This is a genomic window from Marinobacter guineae (assembly GCF_002744735.1).
Taxonomy (GTDB): Bacteria; Pseudomonadota; Gammaproteobacteria; order Pseudomonadales; family Oleiphilaceae; genus Marinobacter; species Marinobacter guineae.
Genome location: NZ_KZ319340.1, coordinates 847,873 through 872,723 on the forward strand (window position 1 = coordinate 847,873; position 24,851 = coordinate 872,723).

Sequence of the window (24,851 nt, forward strand, 5' to 3'; positions counted from 1 at the left end):
ATGACACTGCTGAACCAGAAATACACGTCCGTCGAAGATGCCATCGCGATGATTCCCGATGGTGCTTCCATCATGGTCGGCGGCTTTGGCTCACCGGGCACCCCGTTCGCCTTGCTGGACGAACTGCTGGCCCAGGGCCAGAAGGGACTAACCCTGATCAAAAACGACGCCAACGAGCCGGATATCGGGATCGGGCGGCTGATCCGTGCGGGTCGTGTGGATCGCCTGATCACCTCGCACATCGGCCTGAACCGTGTGGCGATTGAAGAAATGAACCAGGGTCGGCTGGCGGTGGAAATGTATCCCCAGGGCCTGCTGGCGGAGAAGATCCGCTGTGCCGGTGCCGGCCACCTCGGCTTCCTGACCGACATCGGGCTTGAGACCGAGATCGCGCAGCAACGGCGTGAACTGGAGCTTAACGGCCGCAAATGTGCCATCGAGCCCGCCATCACTGCGGACTTTGCCCTGATTCATGCGGATGTCGCCGATACCTACGGCAACCTCGCTTACCGGGGCACGGCAATCAACTTCAACCCCCTGATGGCCATGGCTGCGGACAAGGTGATTGCCCAGGCCTTCCGGGTGGAGTCACCGGGAGGCCTGAAACCCGAAGCCGTTCATACGCCCTGCGCCTTCGTTAACCATGTGGTCCGGGTCGATCCTGCCACCAGTGAACAGGGGATACGTGCCCATGCCGTCTGATCAGGAAAGAATGCTTGCCCGCGCCGCCAGGGAAATCCTGCCCGGCCAGATAGTGAACCTGGGTATCGGTCTGCCGACGCGCTTGTTTCATTACATGCCCGAGGATCTGGAGGTGCTGGTGCACTCCGAGAACGGCGTGCTCGGCTGTCAGCCTCTGGGACTGGGCGTGGCCCCGGACTACGAGCTGATCGACTCCGGCGGAGCCTACATCGGTACCCGTCCGGGTGCCAGTGTGTTCGACAGTGCCCTGTCCTTTGCCATGATCCGGCGCAGCCGCGTGGACGTGACTTTCATGGGCGCGTTCGAGGTGGATCAGCAGGGCAACCTCGCCAACTGGAAAATCCCGGGCAAATTCTCTCCGGGTATCGGTGGGGCGATGGAACTGGCCCAGAAAGTCGAGAAGCTGGTGGTGCTGTGTTCACACAACGACAAGCACGGTAACCCGAAGATTCTCAAACAATGCAGATTGCCGCTCACAGCCCCCCGGTGTGTCTCGCTCATCGTGACCGAGAAGGCGGTAATGGAAGTGACGGAGAAAGGGCTGGAAGTGATTGATCTCGCAGATGGTGTGGATGTGGAAAGCTTGCGCGCTGCCACGGAGGCCGAGCTGATCATTGATGAAAGCCGGCTCGGGAGATTCTGATGCTGACCGCCATCGAACAACGCATTCTGGATTGTTGTGATGAGCTCATGGGCGACACCGTGGAGCTTACCCGTGAACTGGTGAGGGGGTATAGCGTTCTCGGCCGCGAGCACAGCGCGCTGGAAACCATGGAGAGCTGGTTCCAGCGCCTGGATTTGCCGGTGGAACGCGTGGCGCTGGATGCCCCCGGTTTCTCGGAGCATCCCCATCGCGCCCCCACCGAATGGTCCAGTGAAGGCCGCTACAACGTCGTTTCCCGTCTTAATCCCTCCTCCAAAAAACCGCACCTGATCTTTAATGGCCACCTGGATGTGGTGCCGGCTGAGCCGACCGATATGTGGACCCGGTCACCCTGGGAGCCTTGGGAGAAGGATGGCTGGCTGTATGGTCGTGGCGCCGGTGATATGAAGGCAGGCATTGCCGCGATGGTGATGGCGGTCGAGGCGGTGCGCCAGGCCGGCGTGGAGATTGATTTCCCATTGACGTTGCAGACGGTCATCGAGGAAGAATGTACCGGCAATGGCGCACTGGCCTGCCTTCATCAGGGCTACACCGGCGATTTTGTGCTGATTCCCGAGCCCTTCGGCGCCCAGATCTACAGTGGCCAGGTGGGCGTGCTCTGGTTCCGCATGCGCATCGATGGGGTGCCGGCTCACGTACTGGACACCAGGGCCGGTCGCAATGCCATCGAGACGCTTCAGACCTACCTGCCAGCGTTCAAGGCACTGGAAGAGGAAATCAACAGCCTGCCGCGTCCTGCGCCCTACGAGGCCAAGGCGCATCCGTTCAACCTGAGCATCGGCAAAATCGAGGGCGGCAACTGGGCTTCCAGCGTACCCGCTCACGCCATTCTGGAAGGCCGGGTTGGCTTCCCGCCGGGTACATCGCCCGATGAAATCATGACCCGGGTGCGTCAGGTGATCGCCGACCACCACCAAGCCCTGGGTGATGGCTCCCCGGAGCCACGCGTGGAGTTCCATGGCTTTCGCTCCGAGGGCCATCTGGTGGATCTCGAGACCCCAGGCATCCGGCTGCTGTCCCGGTGCCACGAGGATCTCGTGGGGGAGCCTCCGGCCCATTACCTCTCGACCTGTACCACCGACCTGCGGGCCTTTCATGTCTCTGGTGGCATCAACGGCACCTGCTATGGCCCCGTTGCCCAGCGCATCCACGGCGTGGATGAGTGTGTCGATATCGAGTCAATTCGCCAGGTTCTGACTACCTATGCCCTGTTCCTCAGTCGCTGGTCCACCGATACCGAATCTGCAAGGAGCGTGCTATGAACGACGCGTATATCGCCGACTTCGCCCGCTCGGCCTTCACCCGTGCCCATCCCCGCAAACCCGAGGTCGATGCCTGGTCCGGTCAGCGCGGCGACGTCCTGTTGGGCCAGGTAATTGACGCACTACTGGATCGCTCCGGGGTGCCGGGAACCGCGGTCGAAGATTTGAGTGTAGGCTGCGCATTGCCGGTCAAGGATCAATGGAGTTTTGGCGGCCGCTACCCCCAGTGGCTGTCCGGAGTGGGCATCCAATGCCCATCCCGTCAGATTGACCAGCAATGCGGTTCCGGCCTGGCCGCACTGCGTTCCACTGCACGGGAGATCCAGACCGGGGCGATCGAAACCGGCCTGGCCGGTGGTTACGAGAATATGTCCCGCGTCCCGATGGGCCCCAGCCTGTTCCAGGAGGGGGTGTTGACCGTCCCGGAGCCCCTGCAACAGAAAGAGCTTGATCTGACGGTCGCCATGAATATGGGCCTGACCGCCGAGCGGCTGGCGCGGGAGACCAGGATAAGTCGTGAGGAGATGGACGCCTTCGCGGTCCGGTCCCATCAACGGGCGGCCCGGGCCGAGCAGGACGGCTGGTTTGCAGGGGAGCGTCTGGCACTCAGGAATCCGGCCGGTGCCCTCGTCGCCCAGGACGCCAACATCCGACCGGACACCAGCGCTGAGCGCCTCGCCGAACTCAAGCCCGCATTCTCCGAGGACGGCCAGGTGACGGCCGGCAACAGTTCGCCACTGACCTCTGGAGCTGGTGCGGCACTGCTGATGTCCGAGGCCGCGCTGAGCCGGTTCGGTCTGTCGCCGATTGCCAGACTTGTGGCGATTGCCGACTGCGGCGTAACGCCCGAATGCATGGGCGCCGGCGCGGCGGTGGCGGCGAAGCGTGTACTCAAGGCCGCTGGCCTGAGCGCCGGTGATATCGGAGCCTGGGAAATCAATGAGGCGTTCAGCGCCGTGCCGCTTTACGCCATCCGTTCTCTGGACATCGACCCGGAGCGGGTAAACATCTTCGGCGGCGCCCTGGCGCTCGGACATCCATTGGGCGCGACAGGCGTTCGTCTGGCGGGCACGCTGGCGCGCACCTTGCAACACCGGAGTGAACGCTACGGATGCGCAGCGGCCTGCATTGGTGGCGGCCAGGGGATCGCGATGATTATCGAGCGGTGCTGACCTTTGCAGCTACAACGGCCAACAAGGATTAAACAATGACGTCGTTTTTTGAAAACCTGATATCCACCTTTCCGGCTTTTATGGAAGCCGCCTGGATGACTCTGCGCCTGACCGGGGTTTCGCTGGTCCTGGCCCTGGTCATCGGGCTGATTTTTGCACTGATAAAGGTCACCGGTGTCCGCTGGCTGGGCCTGATCTACAACGGGTATGTGGGCATTATCCGTGGTACGCCGCTGATCGTTCAGATCATGTGGCTGTACTTCGGCATAACCAACATCGTTGTGCTCTCGGCTTTCTGGGCCGGCACCATCGCCCTCGCCATTCACAGCGGTGCCTATATCGCCGAAATCTTCCGTGGCTGCATCCAGTCGGTGGACAAGGGGCAAATGGAGGCTGCGGAATCCCTGGGAATGAAGCGGGCTCTGGCCATGCGTCGGGTGATCCTGCCCCAGGCTCTGAAACGGGCCATCCCACCGCTGGGTAACCAGTTCATCATCGGTCTCAAGGACTCGTCGCTGGTGGCTTTCATTGGCATCACGGAAATCTTCAGCCTGTCCATGGATAACGCTGCCGTGACCTTCAAGCAGCTTGAGTTCTACACCATCGCAGGCCTGTATTACCTGGCCATGGTCGCCATGGTCACCTTTGTTCTGAGCCGCGTTGAAAACCGGATGGATACAGCCAAATGATCAAAGTCGAGCAACTCCACAAGTACTTCGGTGACCTCCACGTTCTCAAGGGTGTCGACCTTGAGGTGGCCCCCCAGGAAGTGGTGGTCATGATCGGTGCCAGCGGGTCGGGCAAGAGTACGCTGCTGCGCTGCCTCAACTTCCTCGAGATGAAGAACCAGGGGCGCATCCTGATTGATGGCAAGGAAGTGGACCCGGCCACCACACCCTTGAACAAGGTGCGTGAGCACGTCGGCATGGTGTTCCAGCATTTCAACCTGTTCCCGCACATGACCGTGCTGGAAAACGTCATCGAAGCGCCGGTCCACGTCAAGAAGGTCCCTCGGGCCGAGGCCCTCAAGCGCGGCCGGGAATTGCTTGAAAAGGTCGGCCTTGGTGACAAGGGCGACGTCTACCCGGAGAAACTGTCCGGCGGGCAGAAACAGCGCGTGGCTATTGCCCGCGCTCTGGCGATGGAGCCGTCGGTCATGCTGTTCGATGAGCCCACATCCGCCCTTGATCCCGAACTCGTAGGCGAAGTGCTTGAAGTCATGAAGAGCCTGGCCGCCGACGGCATGACTATGGTGGTGGTGACCCATGAGATGGGCTTCGCCCGGGAGGTCGCCGACCGCGTCGTCTTCCTGGATAACGGGCAGATTGCAGAGCAGGGGGACCCGGAAACCTTCTTCAGTAATCCCCGGCACCCCAAAGCGCAACAGTTTCTCAGTCGGGTGCTGTAAGCCATGAGTATCGCGATCCAGGCGCTGGAACCGCGTTTTATCGATCAGCTGGCAGCCTGGCACCAGGCCCAGTGGTATCACCTCGACGACTCGGTGAACGAGGCCGTCCGTCGGAAACGGCTCGCCGAGCACTGTGACACCCGTTCGCTACCGGCCACCTTCGTTGCCCTCGAGGACGGCGAACTGGTCGGCAGCATCTGCCTGGTGGCACATGACACGTCGGATCGGCCGCAGTATTCGCCCTGGCTATCGCGAATCTTTGTGGCACCGGAACACCGAGGCAAGGGGGTCGGCAAGGCCCTGATCGACCGGGCCAAGGCGGAAATGCGTCGACAGGGCCACGACGCGCTTTACCTGATCACGGAGGATAAGGGCCCTTATTACGCCCGGATGGGTTGGATAAACGTCGAAAACTACAAACTCAACGACCACCCAGTGGAAATTATGAAGATCTCATTGCACTGATCTTCTTCAAAGAGAGGGGAACACGATGAAAAAACTGATCCGTAACTTGATTGGGGCGACCAGTGCGCTGGTCATCGCCGTCACCATCAACATAACGCACGTGGACACCGCGAAGGCCGCCGATAAAGAGGTCTTTACCTACGCCATGACCGGTCTTTATCCGCCCTTCAGCTTCCGTCAAAGCGGCGATCTTTACGGTTTTGACATGGAGGTCGGGCAGGCGCTGGCCGAGGAAATGGGTATGCAGCCGAATCCGGTCTCCAATCCCTGGCAGACCCTGATCGCGGCACTCAAGTCGGATCGCTTTGATGCCATTATCGGCAGCATGGCCATCACCGAGGAGCGCCTGAAACAGGTGAACTTCACCGATCCGTACTACAGCTCCGGGGCTCAGGTTTTCGTCAGCACCGATAATGACGAAATCACCGAGGTTGAGGGTATCCGTGGCAAGACCATTGGCGTTCTGGTTTCCAGCAGCTTCGCCAAGGCCGCCCGCGAGTACAGTGACAACATCACCACTTATACCGACGACGTCACTGCGCTGCGGGATCTCACCGTGGGTGGTCGCGTGGACGCGGTGATCACCGATCAGCTGATCGGCGAGAATGCCATCCTGAACGCCGGCCTGGAGGTCAAGCCGCTGGGCGATCCGATCTACGTTGATGACATCGGAATTGCGGTCAACAAGGGCAACGAGGCCTTTCTTGAGAAGCTCAACCAGGCTCTGGCAAAGATCAAGGCTAACGGCAAGTACGAAGAGATCAGCGAGAAGTACTTCGGTCGCAATATCGCCGAGTAAGCATCCACCTGAGCGAGCGAAAAGCGCCGTCGGGTCGGGGTGAGTTACCCCGACCCGACCTTATTAACACAGCGCTTCAAGTGCCCCTTCAATTACATTCAAGCCTTCCTCCAGAACCCAATCCTCGACCGTGATCGGTACCAGAATACGAATGGTGTTGCCGTAAAAACCGCAGGACAGCAGGATCAGGCCATGCTCACGTGCTTTGGCGCACACTGCCCCGGTGAGGGCAGGATCGGGATTGCCATCGCTGTCGAGCAGTTCGAAGGCGGCCATCGCCCCCAGGTTGCGGGCATGACCCACCCGGTCAAAGCGTTGTTCCCACGCGGCAAAACGGTCGGCCAGTTTTTCTCCGAGTACGGCACTGCGTTCGAGGATATTTTCTTCCTCGATAACTTCGATCACTGCCAGTGCAGCTGCGCAAGAGAGCGGATTGCCACTGTAGGTGCCGCCAAGGGAGTTGGGGCCAGAGCCGTCCATCACTTCGGCCTTGCCGACCACCGCTGACAGAGGCATGCCGTTGGCCAGGCTCTTGGCGGTGGTGAGCAGATCCGCCTCGATGCCACTGTGTTCCAGAGCAAAGAGCTTGCCGGTGCGGGCGAAGCCGGACTGTACCTCATCCACGACCAGCAGGATGCCGTGCTCATCGCAGAGCTCACGTAATGCCCTAAGGTAGGCCGGGGAGGCGATGTAGAAGCCGCCTTCACCCTGCACCGGTTCAATCACGATGGCCGCGGTCCGGTGTGGAGCGATATCGGTCTTGAACAGGGTGCGCAGGGCTTTCAGTGACGCTTCTTCACTGACGCCATGAATCGGATTCGGGTAGGGCGCCCGGAAAACATCGCCGGGCATCGGGCCGAAGTCGTTCTTGTAGGGTAGCACCTTCCCGGTCATGGCCAGGGTCATCATGGTGCGGCCGTGGAAGGCGCCATCAAAGGTAACAATGCCGGTGCGACCGGTGGCGGCCCTGGCAATCTTGATAGCGTTCTCCAGCGCCTCGGCGCCGGTGTTGACCAGCATTGCCTTGCGCTTGGGGCCTCGTACCGGCGCCAGCTGGCAAAGCTTCTGGCAGAGCTGGACGTAGGGCGCGTAAGAGATGACTGCGGCGCTGGTGTGCATGACCTTGTCCAGCTGCGCCCGGACGGCGTCGACAATTTTCGGATGGCGGTGACCCAGGTTGAGCACGCCAATACCGCCGGCAAAATCGATCCAGCGTTGGCCGTCGGCATCCCAGAGTTCGGCATTCTGGGCCCGATCGGCAAATTCGGTAGTGGGAGTCGCCGCGCCGAACGCGACGTACTCTTCTTTCAGGGCGTTGAGTTCTGCGTTGTTCATGGTGTTATCTCTCGTAAGTGTTGCGTGATGTCATGCACAGGAGCCTGCCCGGGCACCCATTACAGGCCGCCCAGGCAGACGTACTTGAGTTCGGTGAATTCATCCAGGCCATGGTGGGAGCCCTCGCGCCCGAGGCCGGATTCCTTCACCCCGCCAAACGGTGCCAGTTCGCTGGAGATCAGGCCTTCGTTGACCCCCACCATGCCGTACTCCAGGCCCTCGAGGGTGTGCCAGATACGCCGGTAGTCTGTGGCATAGAGGTAGGCCGCCAGGCCTGAGGGGGTGTCATTTGCCATGGCAATGGCTTCCTCGGCAGTGTGGAACCGGAAGACCGGCGCCAGCGGTCCAAACGTTTCCTCGGTGGCGACGGCCATGTCAGGGGTTACATCGGCGAGCACGGTCGGGGTGAAAAAGTTGGGTCCCAGCTCATGCGGCTGACCTCCGCCGGTTACCCGGGCGCCCTTGGCGACGGCGTCGTCCACATGACGTTGAACTTTGTCGATGGCGGACCGGTTGATGAGGGGGCCAACGGCGATGCCGTCCTCCAGGCCGTTGCCGACTTTCAGTTCGGCAACCCGGGTTGTCAGCTTCTCCAGAAAGGCGTCATAGACGCCGTCCTGCACCAGAAAACGGTTGGTGCAGACACAGGTCTGGCCGGCATTACGGAATTTGGAGGCAATTGCTCCGTCAACGGCGGCGTCCAGGTCGGCATCATCAAACACGATAAAGGGGGCGTTGCCACCCAGCTCCATGGCGGTTTTCTTTACCGTCGAGGCGCATTGAGCCAACAGTTTCTTGCCGACGGCGGTGGAGCCTGTGAAGGACAGTTTGCGCACCCGCGGATCGGTGCTTAGCACTTCGCCCACCGCGACCGGTTCGGAAGCCGTGACCACGTTGATTACGCCCTTCGGGACGCCGGCCTCCAGAGCCAGCCGGGCGAGAGCCAGGGCCGTGAGTGGCGTGGCTTCGGCGGGTTTGATCACTACCGTGCAGCCGGCGGCAATGGCCGGGGCGCACTTGCGGGTGATCATGGCCATGGGAAAGTTCCAGGGGGTAATGGCAGCAACCACACCCACTGGCTCGCGCATCACCAGTATGCGCTTGTCCGGACCCTGGCCCGGTAGCGTTTCCCCGGCCATCCGCTTGGCTTCCTCGCCGAAGAACTCGATGAACGAAGCGCCATAGGTTACTTCACCCCGAGCTTCTGCCAGCGGCTTGCCCTGTTCCAGGGTCATCAGGCGGGCCAGCTCATCGGTATGTGCAGTAACGAGCTCGAACCACCGGCGCAGGATGCCGGCACGTTGCTTGGCAGGTACGCGTTTCCAGGACTGACCTGAAAGCTCCGCCGCCGCAACCGCTGCGCGGGTATCGTCTGCATTGCATTCGGCGACCCTGGCGAGGATCTCGCCGGTTGCGGGGTTGGTGACCTCAAAGCGCTCCTCGCGCTGGCACCAGTGCTGGCCGATCAGGGCGGGCACCTCGTCATTCAGCACGCTGGTTAACAAAGGCGTATCTAGTGGAGACATGAACCGATTCCTCTCGAAAGTAACTGGAATGCCAGGCACCCTAGCAGGTACGCTAGGGCCTGGACATGAACCACTTTCGAGTTCAACTGGACCACTTTGATGTGGTCGATTCCGGCACAGGGCCCCGATGACCGAAGACCTCATACCCAACGATCCGCTCGAGAGCCTGGTCCGCCGTTACCGGCAACAGCCGAAGAGCCTCAGCAAACAGGTCAGGGCGCAGCAGTCACTGCGCCTTCTGGTCGAGCAGGACTGGCCATCAGGCCTGAAGCTGCCTTCCCACCGCCGCATCTGCAGTGCGCTGGGACTGGCCCGTAATACCCTCGCTGGGGCGATCAATACGCTGGTGGAGGACGGGCTGCTGGTGACCGGTCATGGCCAGGGCACCTGGACCCATCGGCCCCCGTCCGGATCCGTTCTGCCGGCGCGACCAGCCCTGGATGGCCTGTCCGGGCGAGCCCGTGAACTGCTCAGCCAGCCGGGGGCGGCGGAGGTCCAGAGCGGTGCCTTCGTGCCCGGGATACCGGATATAGCGCAGTTCCCCATGCGTAAATGGCGCCAGCTCTATACCAGTGTCACGGTGCCCCAGAATGCCTTACTGTTGTCTTACTCCACCGGAGGCTATGGCCCGTTGAAGCGGGCTATCCGGGACTTTCTCCGCCGCTGGCGGCATTTTGACTGCGATCCCGAGCAGATCATCATTACCGAGGGCACTCACAATGGTCTGGAACTCTGTGCCCTGGCGTTGGCAGATGCCGGCGACCGGGTGGTGATGGAGTCGCCCTGCTACTGGGGTGCACGAAATGTATTCACAGCCTGCGGACTTACGCTTGAGATGTTGCCCTGGTATCCCGGTGGGGGACACAGGGGTGAGGCGCAGCCGTCGCCGAAACTGCTATATTTCACCGGGTCCCAGCATTACCCGCTCAGTGTGCCTACCTCGCGGGCGGACAAGGAGACCCTGTCGCAGCGCCTGTCACCGGATTACATCATCGAAGACGATTATGAATTCAACGGCCAGCGCGATACCCGGCTGGTATTCGACCCGCGTTCGCAGAAGCACATCCTTGCGGGCTCTTTCTCCAAGCTGTTGTTTCCCGGGTTGCGGCTGGGCTACCTCGTGATTCCGCACCACCTGGCGGCCACGATCAGCCGGCTGCGCAGCGAGGTTTTCCGTGAAGGGCGAATGCTGGATCAGGCAGTGCTCGCGACCTTTATCGCCAATGGCGATCTGGATTTGTGGTATCAGCGCATCCAGAAAGAGTATCTGGCCCGACAACAGGTAATGCACGACCAGCTCCGCCAGGTGCCGGCCATTACGCAGCTGTCCGCTCCCAGCCACGCGATCAGTCTTTGTGTCCAGTTTGCGGATTCAGTAGACGACATCCTGATCACCAGGCAGTTGTTCAGGGAGCATTTTATTGTCAAACCGCTCAGCGCCGTCTGTGCCGCCGGAGACAGGCGTAGCGGATTGATCATGGGGGTGGGCATGCTGAACCGTGAATCGTTGAGAAAAGAGGCCATCCGATTCAGGGACGTCCTGAGGCGACTGACCGTTTGAGCATGGACCTCGTGTGGCGAGGGCCAATTTGCGAATCACGGGAACTCGTTACTGTTGAAGCATAACGAACCGGCTCGGGTCTAAACTTCAACAGAAAGCCGGCGAAACGTGCCTATTACCAGAGAGGCAAGCACAATGAGCCAACACCATTTTGACGTCCTGATCATCGGCGCCGGCGTTTCCGGCATTGGCATGGCGTGTCACCTGAAGCGCGAGTGTCCGGGCAAACCCTTCGCCATCCTGGAGCGCCGTCGGTCTCTGGGCGGCACCTGGGACCTGTTCCGGTATCCCGGTATCCGCTCCGATTCGGACATGTTTACCTTCGGCTACAACTTCCGCCCCTGGACAGGTGGCAAGGTGCTGGCCGACGGTGCTGCCATCAAGAATTATGTGCGCGAAACCGCCAGAGAGCATGATGTTGAGCGCCACATCCGCTATGGGGTGGCGGTAAAAACGGCGGACTGGTCCGGTGTCGACAAGTGCTGGAAGCTTTCTGCCCTGAATGAAGCTACTGGTGAAACAGAAAACTTCACTGCCAGTTTCCTGATCGGCTGCACGGGTTACTACAACTATGACCACGGCTATAAACCCGACTTCCCGGGGGAGGGCGATTTCCGGGGCCAGATTGTGCACCCGCAGCACTGGCCGGAGGATTTCGACTATACCGGCAAGAAGGTGGTGGTGATCGGCAGTGGTGCAACGGCCATTACCCTGGTGCCGACCATGGCGGAGAAGGCTGCCCATGTCACCATGCTGCAGCGCTCGCCCACCTATCTGATGCCCTTGCCTTCTACCGACAAGATAACCCTGGCTCTGCAGAAAGTACTGTCGGAAAAGACCGCCTACAGGCTGACCCGCGCGAGGAATATCGCCATTTCCCGTTTTCTCTACCTGCGCTCCCGAAAAAGTCCCCGGTTCATGCGGCGGCTGTTTCTCGGAATCATCAAGCGACAGGTAGCCGGCAATGCCGACATGCGCCACTTTACGCCGGACTACAATCCCTGGGACCAACGCCTCTGCGTAGTCAAGGACGGGGATCTGTTTCAGGCCATCAAAGCCGGCAAGGCATCCGTGGCCACCGATCACATCGAGTGTTTTACGGAAACCGGTATCCGTCTTAAATCCGGTGAAGAGCTGGAGGCCGACATCATCATCCCGGCCACCGGCCTTGAGATCCAGATGCTGGGCGGCATTCGGCCGGCGGTTGATGGCCGGGAAGTGGTGATGAAGGACAAGGTGATCTACAAGAACGTGATGGTCGAGGGTGTGCCCAATGCCGGCATGATCTTCGGCTACACGAATATCTCCTGGACCCTGAAGGTGGATATCGCCGCCGAGTACCTGTGCCGCCTGTTGAACCTGATGGACAGGCGCGGTTACCGAACCGTGGTCGCAAGAGACACGGAAAACAGCCGTGGCGACGATACCATTCTGGGCTCTCTCAATTCCGGCTACATCCGCCGTGCGGCTGATCGCTTGCCACGACAGGGCACCCATGGCCCCTGGAAATCCTCACAGAATTACCTGGAGGATGTGAAAATCCTGCGCTTCGAGCCGATTGAAGATGGTTACCTGGAGTTTGACGGCAAGCGGACCCACGCCAGAGCGGGCGAATCCGGTGGCTTCCTGCGGCCAATACGGTCGGCTTTGTTCGGGGCCTGATCAGTCAACGGTGGAACCAGTCGGTGAGGAACTCAACTACCAAACCGGCGCAGAATATGTCAGTCTGCGCAGCTTGTGTGCCGGCTTTGTACTCGTCATTTGATTGGCCGGACGTTCGCACCTTACAGAGACCGTTGTATGGCCTCCCGCGGAAAAACTGCAAAACGCGCCCTTTGGCATCCCGCTTTCTGGGGCTCCTGGGTTCTGGTTTTTGTTCTCTGGTTGTTATCGTTCCTGCCGATGAGCGTCAAACAGCGCTTTGGTCGCTGGTTGGGCAGACTGCTTTCCCGAAAACTGAAGTCCCGCGCCCGGGTCGCGGATGCCAATCTGGCGGCCTGCATGCCGGAACTGGATGAAACGGCCCGCAGGCAGCTTGTTGAAGATGCTTTTGTGGCGTCCGCCCGGGGGGTGCTTGAAAGCGTGCATGCCTGGTGGCGGGACATGACGCCTTATTGTGAGAGCGCTTCGGTGTATGGAACGGAGCACCTTGAAGAAGCCAGGAGGCGTGGCAAGGGTGTGTTGCTGATCGGTGGCCACTACAGCATTTTTGATTTTGCCTTGCCGTTGATCGCCTGCCATCTCGAAAAACCAGGCTACATGTACCGCCCCAATAACAATCCGGTGATTGACCGTATGATTGAGCGCGGTCGCCGTCGTCACTTCAACATCCGGCCATTTACCAAGCGACAGCTGAGACCAATGTTGTCCTTCCTGAAAGAGGGAGGGCAGGTGTGGTTTGCCTGTGATCAGGATTTCGGCAAGAAGTCCGAGGTGTTTGTGCCGTTTTTCGGAGTCAGTGCCGGCTGTATCACCTCCCCGAGCTATATCGCCCGCGAATCCGGTGCCGAGGTCATCTGTGTCAGCCACCTTCGAATGCCTGATGGCAGTTACCGGATCGTGTTCTCACCGATCCAGGAGGATTTCGGAGACAATCCGCGTAAAGACGCGGAACTCTGGAACCACTTTATTGAAACAACCGTTCGTGAGCAGCCGGATCAGTACCTGTGGCTCCACAAACGGTTCAAGAGCCGACCCGAAGGTGCTGCGACGGTCTATTAAGGTTTTTCCCGGCGTATTGCCGCCAGATGTCCTATGCTCAGACTGTTAGCAAACACTCTGGAGGATTCTATGCGCTGCGCTCTGCGATCTGTTCTGGTGGTTTCTGTCCTGCTTTTCGCCACCTTCACTCACGGCGCCGACGGCCTGGTGACCGTCAAGAGCAGTCACGACGTTAAAGCCACGGCGGACAAGCTCGAATCTGTACTGAAAGAAAAGGGCATGACGGTAATGGCCCGGGTGAATCATCAGCAAGGTGCCGAGAAGGCAGGACTTGAGCTTCGCCCAACCGAAGTGATGATTTTCGGAAACCCCAAGGTTGGTACGCCTCTGATGCAGTGTGCCCAGAGTGTGGCCATTGATCTGCCCCAGAAAGCATTGATCTGGGAGGATGAAAATGGCGACACCTGGCTGGGTTACAACGATCCGGATTACCTGAAGTCCCGCCACGGTATCGAGGGTTGCGACCCGGTGCTTGAAAAGGTGAGTGGCGCCCTGGCCGGATTTGCCAAGGCCGCCACGGAGTAATCCCTCACCCCGCACGCCGGTACGGTTGAATAATGGCGAGCCTGATTGCACCGTCCATCACGGTTTGACTGCCGTCGATTTGGAGGCTCTCAGGGGCGCGGTCCCATCATGCGTTTCAGGGCTTGTGGATTGGGCAGGCCCTGCACCATGGTGACGCTGCCGTTTTCGTCCCGGTAGAGGGTGCTGGGCGTCGCCTGTAAACCCAGTTCCTGCATCAGGCGATTGTTGGCTTTTACCTCCAGGTGAGCTGCGCTCACGCGCTCGCGATCTACCGTTATACCGCCCTGCTCGTATGAATTCTGGTGCTCGGCCAGTGCCGCTTCGGGGTTTTCGCTGCCGAGAATGGTGGCGGCTTTGGTCAGGCTGTCTTCTGCGAGAATACCCACCATGATGTGCCGCAGTTGTACTTTGCCAGCGTTGATCCACGGCTCGGCCTGCTGCCGGAATCGATGGCAGTAGGGGCAATTGGGATCGGTGAAGGTGTAAATGGTGATGTCCGCGTTTTTGTCGCCGTCGCGAACCCAGTGGCTGTCCTCAAGTTGCGGCCAGGCATTTTCGAATTTCGGGCCCATGACCAGGTCCTGGATACTGGCCTGGCTCAGGTTGTTACCGTCCTTGTCCATCAGCGTGCCCACAATCACGTGATCCCCGTCGGGCGTCAGATAGAATGCCAGGGAGCGTCCCCTCATTTTGCCGACATAACCAGTCATGCCACCGGGTGCCTTAAAACTGTCGATGACCTCCACACCCTGCTGTTCCAGTTTCTGGATGGCTGGTGGGTAGTCCTGTGCCTGGACGCTGGCTGCGCCTACGATGGTCGATAATAATGCACTCTGCAGCACGCGGCGTAGTGGGAGCTGGCTCATTGGTTCGTTACCTCTTTCGGCGATGATGGTTTGAGATGGCTGGCGTGGAAGCGTTCAAGTCCCCGGGCCAGGCTGGCTTTGGACAGTTCGCCCATGTGGCTGTCTACCAGGTTGCCTTCGGCGTTGTAGAACAGGGTGGTTGGCAGGCCCTGGCTGCCGGTAGCGCGGCCAAGTCCACCCTGGCGGTCACTGATCACATGGTCCAGATTGAGGTTCTGTTCGCTGAGAAACCGGCGAATGGTGTCCGGGTGTTCGCCCTGGTTGGCAAAGACAAAGTTGACGCCGGGGTAACGGCCCTGGGCCTCTTCCAATACCGGCATTTCACGAATGCAGGGTGGACACCAGGTGGCCCAGAGATTCACCACCATGGGTTGCCCCCGGCCAATGGTGTCCAGACTCACCGGTTGCTCACTCAGGCTGGTCAGGGCAACGTCGGGCAGGCCCCGGGTCTGGTCGTGGATCAGGGCGATCACGCCAGTGGTGAAGCCCCAGGTCAACAAGCCTGAAGCCACGGCGAAGCTCAGTGGCCGGCGGATGTTGGTGCGGCGCCAGAGCAGATAGCCGGTAAGGACCAGCGCCACCACCAGGCCAGACACCAGGTCGAAGCCGCCATCACGAATGTCGATAATGCCGAGCCAGTCATCCTGATAGTGTTCGAAGTAACGGACTACAAAACCGATCCGAGCACCTACCATGGCAGCGAGGAAAATATCGGCAAGGGCGCCGGATATCGGGAGCTTTTCCCTGCGGCCGGCCAATGCCCCGACAAGCAGGGCTACAATAAAGGCCAGAACGAGTAACAGATGTTCTATCGAAAGGCTAAAGGGACCAACGCCTACACTGAGCATGACTTCTCCAGTCATCCGGGGATTTTTCATTGCTGCAAGGCCGCTAGTGACCTGTGACATAGATGGGAGTTCCATCTTTTTGCTGAAAAATAAAAAGCATGCTACTGAAAAGCACGTATGGCTAATTCTCCGGACCTCTGTTAATGTGCCTGCATCCTGCCTCTAGGGATTCCGCAGTTTAAGGCTTTAAGCCCTCGTGCGACCTATCCATACGACCTGTCAGAGGACGTCACCCCGTTACCGGCGCGTGACTGTAGTCGTCTTTTTTTCCATGAATTTTCATGGCATCTGCCCGCATTCGCCGAGAACGGTGTTCGTGGAGGCAGAACAATCAAGAGTTGATCTTATATGAGTTTTTCTTCACTCGGTTTGTCCGAGCAGCTGGTCCGTGCCACTTCCGATCAGGGTTACGATACCCCGTCCCCCATTCAGCTTCAGGCGATTCCTGCGGTTTTGTCTGGCCGGGATGTGATGGCTGCAGCCCAGACTGGTACTGGCAAAACTGCCGGATTTACACTGCCTATCTTGCAGCGCCTGGCTGATAACCCGCGCAGCGGAAAAGGCCCCCGCGCGTTGATTCTGACGCCAACACGGGAGCTGGCAGCGCAGGTTCACGACAGTGTGAACCTTTACAGCAAATACGTTCCCACCAAAGCCGCAGTGGTTTTTGGCGGTGTCAAAATCAATCCGCAGATGATGAAGCTGCGTAAAGGCGTCGACGTTCTGGTGGCCACACCGGGCCGCTTGATGGACCTGTACCAGCAGAACGCCGTGCGCTTCAACGAAGTGGAATTTCTGGTGCTGGACGAAGCCGACCGTATGCTGGACATGGGCTTTATCCGCGACATTCGCAAGATTCTTGCGCTGTTGCCGGCCAAGCGCCAGAATCTGCTGTTCTCGGCTACTTTCTCAAGCGAGATCCGGGGCTTGGCTGAAGGCTTGCTGAATAATCCGGTGCAGGTAGAAGTTGCTGCCCGGAACACGTCGGCTGACAACATCGTTCAGTCGGTGTACCCGGTGGATCAGAGCCAGAAAACCGCGCTCCTGAGCAAGCTGGTGCGTGACAATGCCTGGGAGCAGGTGCTGGTGTTTACCCGCACCAAGCACGGCGCAAACCGCCTGACCCAGAAGCTGGAAAAAGACGGCATCACCGCCGCCGCCATCCACGGCAACAAGTCACAGGGTGCCCGCACCCGCGCTCTGGCTGACTTCAAGGCTGGCGAAGTGCGTGTGCTGGTAGCTACCGATATCGCTGCCCGGGGCCTGGACATCAAGCAATTGCCCCAGGTGGTGAACTTTGAACTGCCGAACGTGCCGGAAGATTACGTGCACCGTATCGGCCGTACCGGTCGTGCTGGTGAGAGTGGTCATGCGCTGTCGCTGGTCAGTGCCGATGAGGGCAAAATGCTGGCGGGCATTGAAAGGCTGATCAAGAAGCAGTTGCCGCGCAAGAGCATGGAAGGCTTCGAGCCGACCAATAACCTGCCATTGAAGCCGAAAGCCAAGGCAGACCCCAGCCGCGCCCGTAACGGCGGTGGTAATGGCCGGCCCGGCGGCAAGCCGAGAAGCTTCGGCGACAAGCCAGGTGGCCGAAGTGCTGGCCGGAGCCAGAATGGCGGTGGCCAGCGAGGCCGGTCAACCCAGCGCCAGAGTGCCTGAGGCAGATTAAGACAGTTCAGAAAGGCGGAGCAGATGCTCCGCCTTTCTGTTTCTGGCAGACAAAAAAAGGCGGGGCCGGAGGGCCCCGCACAGGAGAACGCACCTTCCGGCAACCCACAGACCATGGAGGCTGCCGGAGGCACGGGGATTAGAACTTGTAAGAAACGCCTACCATGTAAACCCAGGGGTCGATATCAACGTCGATGGTGCTGGTGTCTGCTTTGGTGTTGCCAGCATAGGCATTGATGGTGGCTTCGGTATCAATGTCAGCGTACCAGATAGCGGCGTTTACACCGATGTTCTCCGTGATCATATAGTCTGCGCCGATTTCGGCGGCCAGGCCGAAGCTGTCGTCAAGCTCAATGTCGGTGCGGGTAACGCCCGGAGCCAGACTGGCATAGGTATCGGTCAGTGTCTGGGTGGTCTTTTCTTCAAAGAAGTTGGTGTAGTTTACGCCAACACCCACATAAGGCTGGAATTTGCTTCCGCTGGGCATGGGGAAATACTGTACCGTGATGGTCGGTGGTAGATGCTTGGTTTCAGCCAGTTTTCCGGCCCCACCCAGCACAGATCCGTCACCTTCGATGTCGTGGCTGAAAGGGGTCGCACCAAGAACGCCCAGAGCGATCTGATCAGTGAACATGTAGCTCACGGTCAGACCCAGCTGGGTGTTGGAATCAACACTTACCTGAGCGCCGTTAATCTCGCCAAGGGCAGCAGAGTTCAAGTTGCTGCTGGAAGAATCCGGGTCAACAGTTACAGCACCAACACGACCAATAAAATCACCGGCTTCGTACGCCTGAACAGCCGGAGCGGCAGCCATAACGGCTGCAGCCAAAACACCAAGTTTAAATGTACGGGACATATCCATCTCCTTAACCTGAATCGTTGATGGCTTCAGATTAATGACCTCGGAGAAATGAAACTTGATTTAGCGCAAGAATGGCCAGGCAGGCATTCTGGTTCGGTCGTCAGATTGACGCAACTCAAAAAACGGGTCGGTGCTGCGGTTAGTGCGGATGGTCAGACAGAGTCTTTTTTGCCTTCGGGTAGGCGCTCGTCCGCCACGAAAACGTCGCGGATAGTCAGCGGATTGCCGTCGGCATTCTGGACTTCAACCGTGTGAATCGGGCGGCCGGTTGCCCGGTCGCGCAGGTCCAGGGGTGTCTGGTCCGGGGCGGGATTCCACTTGTCGCCCCACTGGCGCAAGGCAATCACCACCGGGAAAAGGTCCCGGCCTTTTTCGGTCAGGCGGTATTCAAAGCGGGAGCCGTGTTCGCCGACATCCACTTTGCGCAGTACCTGGTTGTCCACCAGCCTGGCCAGGCGATCACAAAGGATATTCTTGGCAATGCCCAGTTCTTGCTGAAAATCCACGAACCGGCGGGTGCCGTACATGGCTTGCAGCACAATAAGCAGGGACCACCAGTCACCCACTTCATTGAGGGCGCGGGCGACGGAGCAACTGGAGTCATCAAAACGTTTTCTGGCCATGGTGGGCAGTGTACCGAATAGAGTTGCATTTTAAAACCAGATTTAATAGGGTTGCTTAACGAAACCAAATTAGTGAGGTTGCACATTATCATGAGCATGAATCTTGGCCCGCTTTTCGAACCCTTTGAACTCCACAACCTCAAGCTGCGGAATCGGGTCGCCATGGCGCCGATGACCCGCAACTTTTCGCCCAATGGTGTGCCGGGCGAGGATGTAGTGTCCTATTATCAGCGCCGCGCCGAGGCTGGCGTTGGCCTGATTATTACCGAAGGCACCACGGTAAATCACCCGGCTGCCAGTGGTTATCCCAATGTGCCGGCATTCCATGGCTCCGATGCCCTGGAAGGCTGGAAAAACGTTGTTGATGCCGTGCACGAAGCCGGTGGAGCAATTTTTCCGCAACTCTGGCACGTTGGCGCGGTGCGCAAGGAAGGCACTCCGCCTGATCCTTCGATTCCCGGTTACAGTCCCTCCGGCCTTTTTGGCCCTGGAAAGCCTAACGGTAAAGCCATGTCCAAAGAGGATATCGAGGATGTGGTAACAGCCTTTGCCGATGCGGCGCAGGACGCCAAGGCCCTGGGTTTTGACGGTGTAGAGATCCACGGCGCCCACGGATACCTGCTGGATCAGTTTTTGTGGGAAGGCACCAATCAGCGTGACGACGAATACGGCGGTAGCATGGAGAACCGCCTGCGTTTCGTGGTGGAGATCGTCGAAGCGGTTCGCCACCGGGTTGGCCCGGACTTCCCGATCATGCTGCGTTTTTCCCAGTGGAAGCAGCAGGATTACGAAGCAAAGCTGGTGACCAGCCCGGAACAGCTCGAACAGTTCCTGAAGCCGCTGGTGGAAGCCGGTGTGGACATTTTCCATGCTTCCACCCGCCGGTTCTGGGAACCGGAATTTGAAGGCTCAGACCTCAACCTGGCTGGCTGGACCCAGAAGCTGTCCGGCAAGCCGACCATGTCCGTTGGCAGTGTGGGGCTGACTGAAGACTTTATCAGCGGCACCTTCGCCAGCACGCAGGAAGCGGTTGAGAAAGCCGGTATTGACGAGCTGGTGGAGCGGATGAACAACCACGAGTTCGAGCTGATTGCCGTGGGCCGCGCCCTTCTGCAGGATCCCGAGTGGCTGATCAAAGTGAAGGAAGGCCGCCTGAACGAGGTGGAATCCTTCGCCAAGAAGTCTCTGGCCAAGCTTTACTGATCGATCCCTTCGATCGTAATTTGCCGCAGTGCCCTCGGGCCTGCGGCTTTTTTGTGGCCGACCTGAAAGCAAAACCTGTCGTCTTCGTAATCGCGTATGGATCTGAACGCGCTATGATGAGGAAAGTCTTTTACACACGAGGGATCAGTATGTCGATTATTGGATCGGTTAAAACGCTGTCGGTGGCATTGATGCTGGCGGCCATGGTGGGCTGCGCCACGGTGGGAAAGGATTTTGCCACCCATAACGTCGATCAGATTCAGATTGGTGAGACCACGCGGGCAGACATTCAGGAAATGTTCGGCGAGCCCTGGCGCACCGGCATTGAGGATGGCAAACGTACCTGGACCTATGGCAAGTACAAGTGGTCTGCCTTCGGCGATGCCGAAACCACCGATCTTGTGGTGCGATTCAATCAGGACGGAACCGTCTCCTCCTACGTGTATAACACCACCGAATAACTCCCGGAATACGCCGAGCCATGCTCGGCGACCGGGCGGTTCATTGCCAAAGGTGCCCGAGTAATCAGGCCCGCAAACCACCTACCACTTTATCGATGCTGTCCTTGGCATCGCCGAACAACATGCGGGTGTTGTCCTTGAAGAACAGCGGGTTTTCCACGCCCGAATAACCGGTAGCCATGCCCCGTTTAAGGACAACCACCTGTCGGGCCTTCCATACTTCCAGAACCGGCATGCCGGCAATGGGGCTGCCCGGATCCTCGGCGGCAGCCGGATTCACGGTGTCATTGGCGCCAATTACCAAAACCACGTCTGTTTCCGGGAAATCGGCGTTGATCTCGTCCATTTCGAGCACGATGTCGTAGGGCACGTGGGCTTCCGCAAGCAGCACGTTCATGTGCCCGGGCAGTCGGCCGGCCACCGGATGGATGCCGAAACGCACGTTCACGCCCCGTTCGCGCAGTATTTTCGTCATATCACTAACGCCATTCTGGGCCTGAGCCACCGCCATACCGTAACCAGGCACGATAATCACCGAATCAGCATTGCGCAGCTCCTCGCAGACATCATCCACGCTGGATTCGTGCACTGTCTGGTCGGAATCGGTGGCGCTTGAGCTGCTGGTGGTCTGGCCGAAGCCCCCAAGAATCACACTGATGAAGGACCGGTTCATGGCCTTGCACATGATATAACTGAGGATGGCACCGCTGCTGCCTACCAGTGCACCGGTGACAATCAGCAGGTCGTTGCCCAGCATGAAGCCGATGGAGGCCGCCGCCCAACCCGAGTAGCTGTTGAGCATCGACACTACCACCGGCATGTCGGCACCGCCGATGGCCATGATCAGGTGAATACCGAGCACCGACGCGATGGCTGTCATCAGCACCAGGGCAATGACTCCCAGCGCCATGCTCTCGGTACCCAGGAACCAGGCCCCCAGCAATACGCAGGCGATGATCGCTGCCAGGTTCATCAGGTGCCGGCCAGGCAGGGTCAACGCCTTGCTGTCGATGCGGCCGTCCAGCTTGCCACAGGCCACCAGCGACCCTGTGAAGGTCACCGCACCGATAAAGATGCCCACAAACACTTCCACCAGCTTGATGGTGTGTTCGGCTCCGGCCGTTGCTATTAATGGCTCAATATAACCGGAGAAGCCCACCAGTACCGCCGCCAGGCCTACAAAACTGTGCAGCAGGGCCACCAGTTGTGGCATCTGGGTCATTTCCACCTTGTTGGCGATGGGGATACCGATACCGGCGCCAAGCAGCACCGCAATCACGATGGCGATGATGCCGCCATCACCCACGCTGGCGAGGGTGGCCCCCACCGCGATGATAATACCGGCGACGCCGTAGAGGTTCCCTCGCCGTGCAGATTCCTGGTGGCTAAGGCCACCCAGGCTGAGGATAAAGCAGATACTTGCGACCACGTAGGCCACGCTCACCAGTCCAGTGCTCATATCGGGCGCCTCCTACCTGCGGAACATTTTGAGCATGCGATGGGTGACCCGGAAGCCGCCCCCCACGTTGATGCTGGCAATCAGCACCGCGACAAAGGCCATGGTTCCGACGGCAAGGTTCTCCGCCTGGGCCAGGTGCAGCATGGCACCAATTACGATGATGCCGCTGATGGCGTTGGTCACGCTCATCAGGGGGGTGTGCAGGGACGGGGTCACGTTCCAGATAACCTGCCAGCCGATAAAGCAGGCCAGCACGAACACTGTAAAGTGCCGCAGGAAGCTTTCCGGCGCGTGGGCGCCAACGCCATAAAGCGCCAGCGCCGTCACGACCAGCAAGACGCCCTTGCCAATAAGACTGCGACGGTCGGCGTCCTTCTTTGCAGCGGCTTTGTCGGCCGCCGACGGCTCTTCCGTACCCGGTGCCGGCTTCGGGCTGACCGGCGATTCCGGCTGGGGTGGCGGCCAGGTAATGTCATTCTCCCGCACCACGGTCAGGCCACGAATGACCTCGTCCTCCATATTGACCTGGGGCTGGCCATCCTTTTCCGGGGTCAGTTCGGTAAGCAGGTGAACCAGATTGGTGGCGTAGAGATCGCTGGCCACCTTGGCCATGCGGCTGGGCAGGTCGGTGTAGCCGATCAGGGTCACGCCATGGTGATGGGCGACCTTGCCGGGCTCGGTCAGTTCGCAGTTGCCGCCGCGTTCCGATGCCAGGTCCACAATCACGCTGCCGGGTTTCATGGATTTCACCATGTCGGCAGTGATCAGTTTCGGGGCCGGCTTGCCGGGAATCAACGCGGTGGTGATGATGATGTCCACTTCCTCGGCCTGCTCCGCAAACAGCGCCATCTCCGCCTTGATGAACTCGTCGCTCATCTGCTTGGCGTAGCCGCCGCCACCGCTGCCGTCTTCGTCGTCAAAATCCAGCACCAGGAACTCGGCACCCATACTCTCGACCTGTTCCTTCACTTCCAGCCGGGTATCAAAGGCTCGCACGATGGCACCCATGCTGTTGGCGGCGCCAATGGCGGCAAGCCCCGCCACACCGGCACCAATCACCATAATTTTGGCTGGCGGCACCTTGCCCGCCGCCGTCACTTGTCCGGTAAAGAAACGCCCGAAATTATTGGCCGCCTCAATCACCGCCCGATAGCCGGCAATGTTGGCCATGGCGCTGAGGGCATCCATCTTCTGGGCACGGCTGATGCGGGGCAGGCTGTCGATGGCAAACGAGGTAATCTTCTTCGCCGCCAGTTTTTCCAGCAGCTCCGGATTTTGCGCCGGCCAGATGTAACTGACCAGAAACGCCCCATCCTTCATCAGGTCCACTTCGTGCTTGTTCAGGGAGGGGTTTTTCATCGGCGCACGGACTTTCAGGATGAAATCCGCTTCCTGCCACAGCGAGGTGGTATCGACCGCTATGGCCGCACCCACTTTCTCATAGGCCTGATCGGAGTAATTCGCGGCCTCGCCGGCGCCGCTTTCAACGACTACCTCGTAGCCAAGCCCGATAAGTTTGTGAACGGAAGGTGGTGTGGCGGCTACCCTTCGCTCGTCCTTGAAAATTTCCCTGGGGATACCGATTTTCATTGTTGGTATGTCCTCCGGATTGCCCGATGAACCAGTTACCTGGATACCTACATACTAGTGCAGGTTGCCAGATATGCCCGGAAAATGAAGGCTTCAACCAACAGTCAGCCAGGTTTCAATGCCAGGCTCTCGACTTCCGCCTGGGAAAGATGGTCCAACATCGCGCCCCGGAACTGCCGGTTGATGAAATGCTCGGTTTCTTGCTGAATGGCCTCCCGCTGCGCCGGTTTCTCAATATAATCCATGGCTCGGAAAAGAATGTAGCGGATGGTCATACGGGAAATTTCATGAACGATCTCCGTCGGTACGGCACTGACCAGTTTCCGATCGATAATATCCTCCGCCATTTCCCGGGCGCTGGTCTCCAGCTGCGATTCCAGAGCCCGGCGCAGTACTGGCGAAGGGCCATGAAGTTCCCGTACGGCCACGGTGGTGGCCGCCGGATTAGCCAGGAAATAGTGGTACACAAACGCCACCGTATCCCGCGATGCCTGCTCGGAAGAATCCGCCATCTGCCGCAAATCCCGCACCCCGGCTTTCATCTCCTCGGCAATATAACCCAGCACCTGCAGACCGAATTCGTCCAGGCTCTTGAAATGCCGGTAAAACGTATTCGGATTCAGCCCCGCCTCCCGGGCCAGCTCCCGCAGTCCCAGCGACGTCAGGCTCCGGGTTTCGGTAATCAGCCGCAGCGCGGCTTGGATGAGTTTCAGCTTTCCGCCGGTTAATGCGTTCATTTTTCCTCTGGTTTGGTGCAAGAGCGGGCGTCGGGGCCACCTTCACAGACACGCTGCAAGTACGTCCCTGTACGCTTGTTTCCGGCCATCCATGGCCTCCAACAGTCTGTGAAGGTGGCCCCGACACCCGCTCCCGGACAGTAGAGAAGGCCTGCCATCCATTCTGCGTTGTTTTTGGCCATACCACCTGAAGTTTACCGGCGGATTGGGAAGGGGCTTTCTGAAACTGTGCGGAGCCATGGATGGCGGAGCCCAAGCGTCACATGGATGTGCCGCAAGGAGCGTGTTTCAGAAAGCCCCTTCCCAATCCGCCAGCCACCAGAGGAAGAAGGCTAATAAGGTCAACCACCTGTCACCTGAGGCCAATCGCCGAGCCAAGAGTATACGGTTGTAT

The 24,851-nt window shown here is 59.3% G+C and carries 24 protein-coding genes; 15 read left to right on the forward strand and 9 right to left on the reverse strand.

Features of this window, described 5'->3' with window-relative positions:
• The 8 genes from CLH62_RS11885 to CLH62_RS11920 are packed head-to-tail and all read left to right on the forward strand — an operon-like array spanning position 1 to position 6,472.
• Positions 1-702, forward strand: a complete 702-nt coding sequence (locus CLH62_RS11885; RefSeq protein WP_099618360.1) for a CoA transferase subunit A — start codon at positions 1-3, stop codon at positions 700-702.
• Positions 692-1,345 (forward strand): 3-oxoacid CoA-transferase subunit B, encoded by a 654-nt coding sequence (locus CLH62_RS11890; RefSeq protein WP_099618361.1) that lies wholly within the window; start codon positions 692-694, stop codon positions 1,343-1,345. The genes CLH62_RS11885 and CLH62_RS11890 overlap by 11 nt, the downstream gene beginning before the upstream one ends.
• Positions 1,345-2,628 carry an ArgE/DapE family deacylase gene (locus CLH62_RS11895; protein WP_099618362.1) on the forward strand — a complete coding sequence of 428 codons (1,284 nt, stop codon included), beginning with the start codon at positions 1,345-1,347 and terminating at the stop codon, positions 2,626-2,628. The genes CLH62_RS11890 and CLH62_RS11895 overlap by 1 nt, the downstream gene beginning before the upstream one ends.
• Positions 2,625-3,800, forward strand: coding sequence for an acetyl-CoA C-acyltransferase (locus tag CLH62_RS11900; protein ID WP_099618363.1), 1,176 nt, complete (start codon positions 2,625-2,627; stop codon positions 3,798-3,800). Before CLH62_RS11895 ends, CLH62_RS11900 begins: the two co-directional genes overlap by 4 nt.
• Before the next feature lie 35 nt (positions 3,801-3,835).
• Positions 3,836-4,489: an amino acid ABC transporter permease gene (locus tag CLH62_RS11905; RefSeq protein WP_099618364.1), complete on the forward strand. Its 654-nt coding sequence runs from the start codon at positions 3,836-3,838 to the stop codon at positions 4,487-4,489.
• Positions 4,486-5,208, forward strand: coding sequence for an amino acid ABC transporter ATP-binding protein (locus CLH62_RS11910; RefSeq protein ID WP_099618365.1), 723 nt, complete (start codon positions 4,486-4,488; stop codon positions 5,206-5,208). The genes CLH62_RS11905 and CLH62_RS11910 overlap by 4 nt, the downstream gene beginning before the upstream one ends.
• Before the next feature lie 3 nt (positions 5,209-5,211).
• Positions 5,212-5,673, forward strand: a complete 462-nt coding sequence (locus tag CLH62_RS11915) for a GNAT family N-acetyltransferase (protein WP_099618366.1) — start codon at positions 5,212-5,214, stop codon at positions 5,671-5,673.
• A 25-nt stretch (positions 5,674-5,698) separates the two neighbouring features.
• Entirely contained in the window at positions 5,699-6,472 is a 774-nt protein-coding gene (locus CLH62_RS11920) for a transporter substrate-binding domain-containing protein (RefSeq protein ID WP_099618367.1), read from the forward strand.
• 63 nt (positions 6,473-6,535) lie between these two features.
• On the opposite strand, the gene gabT is transcribed toward CLH62_RS11920, so the two are convergent.
• The gene (gene gabT, locus CLH62_RS11925) at positions 6,536-7,807 is read right to left on the reverse strand and encodes a 4-aminobutyrate--2-oxoglutarate transaminase (protein WP_099618368.1); all 1,272 of its coding nucleotides are present in this window, start codon (positions 7,805-7,807) and stop codon (positions 6,536-6,538) included.
• Positions 7,808-7,866: 59 nt separating this feature from the next.
• Positions 7,867-9,333, reverse strand: a complete 1,467-nt coding sequence (locus CLH62_RS11930; RefSeq protein WP_099618369.1) for an NAD-dependent succinate-semialdehyde dehydrogenase — start codon at positions 9,331-9,333, stop codon at positions 7,867-7,869.
• A gap of 127 nt (positions 9,334-9,460) precedes the next feature.
• Between CLH62_RS11930 and CLH62_RS11935 the strand changes: the two genes are divergently transcribed.
• The 4 genes from CLH62_RS11935 to CLH62_RS11950 all read left to right on the forward strand — a co-directional run bounded on the left by CLH62_RS11935 (position 9,461) and on the right by CLH62_RS11950 (position 14,140).
• Positions 9,461-10,894, forward strand: coding sequence for an aminotransferase-like domain-containing protein (locus CLH62_RS11935; protein WP_099618370.1), 1,434 nt, complete (start codon positions 9,461-9,463; stop codon positions 10,892-10,894).
• A 135-nt stretch (positions 10,895-11,029) separates the two neighbouring features.
• On the forward strand, positions 11,030-12,556 hold the full coding sequence (locus tag CLH62_RS11940; protein ID WP_099618371.1) for a flavin-containing monooxygenase: 1,527 nt from the start codon (positions 11,030-11,032) through the stop codon (positions 12,554-12,556).
• Between the two features lie 138 nt (positions 12,557-12,694).
• Positions 12,695-13,615 (forward strand): lysophospholipid acyltransferase family protein, encoded by a 921-nt coding sequence (locus tag CLH62_RS11945; RefSeq protein WP_099618372.1) that lies wholly within the window; start codon positions 12,695-12,697, stop codon positions 13,613-13,615.
• 69 nt (positions 13,616-13,684) lie between these two features.
• Positions 13,685-14,140, forward strand: coding sequence for a DUF302 domain-containing protein (locus CLH62_RS11950; protein ID WP_099618373.1), 456 nt, complete (start codon positions 13,685-13,687; stop codon positions 14,138-14,140).
• An 89-nt stretch (positions 14,141-14,229) separates the two neighbouring features.
• On the opposite strand, the gene dsbG is transcribed toward CLH62_RS11950, so the two are convergent.
• Positions 14,230-15,006: a thiol:disulfide interchange protein DsbG gene (gene dsbG, locus CLH62_RS11955; protein WP_099618374.1), complete on the reverse strand. Its 777-nt coding sequence runs from the start codon at positions 15,004-15,006 to the stop codon at positions 14,230-14,232.
• Positions 15,003-15,914 (reverse strand): TlpA disulfide reductase family protein, encoded by a 912-nt coding sequence (locus CLH62_RS11960; protein WP_322868534.1) that lies wholly within the window; start codon positions 15,912-15,914, stop codon positions 15,003-15,005. The genes dsbG and CLH62_RS11960 overlap by 4 nt, the downstream gene beginning before the upstream one ends.
• 288 nt (positions 15,915-16,202) lie before the next feature.
• On the opposite strand from CLH62_RS11960, the gene CLH62_RS11965 reads away from it, so the two are divergent.
• Positions 16,203-17,513, forward strand: coding sequence for a DEAD/DEAH box helicase (locus tag CLH62_RS11965; protein ID WP_099618376.1), 1,311 nt, complete (start codon positions 16,203-16,205; stop codon positions 17,511-17,513).
• Between the two features lie 148 nt (positions 17,514-17,661).
• Here the strand turns inward: CLH62_RS11965 and CLH62_RS11970 are convergent, their stop codons facing one another.
• Together CLH62_RS11970 and CLH62_RS11975 are read right to left on the reverse strand one after the other, a co-directional pair.
• Entirely contained in the window at positions 17,662-18,378 is a 717-nt protein-coding gene (locus CLH62_RS11970; RefSeq protein WP_099618377.1) for an OmpW/AlkL family protein, read from the reverse strand.
• 158 nt (positions 18,379-18,536) lie between these two features.
• A complete protein-coding gene (locus tag CLH62_RS11975; protein WP_099618378.1) occupies positions 18,537-19,007 on the reverse strand; it encodes a winged helix-turn-helix transcriptional regulator in 471 nt (156 codons plus the stop codon).
• A 90-nt stretch (positions 19,008-19,097) separates the two neighbouring features.
• On the opposite strand from CLH62_RS11975, the gene CLH62_RS11980 reads away from it, so the two are divergent.
• Together CLH62_RS11980 and bamE are read left to right on the forward strand one after the other, a co-directional pair.
• A complete protein-coding gene (locus CLH62_RS11980) occupies positions 19,098-20,210 on the forward strand; it encodes an NADH:flavin oxidoreductase (RefSeq protein WP_099618379.1) in 1,113 nt (370 codons plus the stop codon).
• Between the two features lie 149 nt (positions 20,211-20,359).
• Positions 20,360-20,671: an outer membrane protein assembly factor BamE domain-containing protein gene (gene bamE, locus CLH62_RS11985; protein ID WP_099618380.1), complete on the forward strand. Its 312-nt coding sequence runs from the start codon at positions 20,360-20,362 to the stop codon at positions 20,669-20,671.
• A gap of 64 nt (positions 20,672-20,735) precedes the next feature.
• Here bamE and pntB read toward each other — a convergent pair whose 3' ends face one another.
• From pntB to CLH62_RS12000, 3 genes are all read right to left on the reverse strand, one after another.
• Positions 20,736-22,130 carry a Re/Si-specific NAD(P)(+) transhydrogenase subunit beta gene (pntB, locus tag CLH62_RS11990; RefSeq protein ID WP_099618381.1) on the reverse strand — a complete coding sequence of 465 codons (1,395 nt, stop codon included), beginning with the start codon at positions 22,128-22,130 and terminating at the stop codon, positions 20,736-20,738.
• Positions 22,131-22,142: 12 nt separating this feature from the next.
• Positions 22,143-23,720, reverse strand: coding sequence for a Re/Si-specific NAD(P)(+) transhydrogenase subunit alpha (locus CLH62_RS11995; protein ID WP_099618382.1), 1,578 nt, complete (start codon positions 23,718-23,720; stop codon positions 22,143-22,145).
• Positions 23,721-23,824: 104 nt separating this feature from the next.
• The gene (locus CLH62_RS12000) at positions 23,825-24,457 is read right to left on the reverse strand and encodes a TetR family transcriptional regulator (protein ID WP_099618383.1); all 633 of its coding nucleotides are present in this window, start codon (positions 24,455-24,457) and stop codon (positions 23,825-23,827) included.
• Positions 24,458-24,851 lie beyond the last annotated feature (394 nt).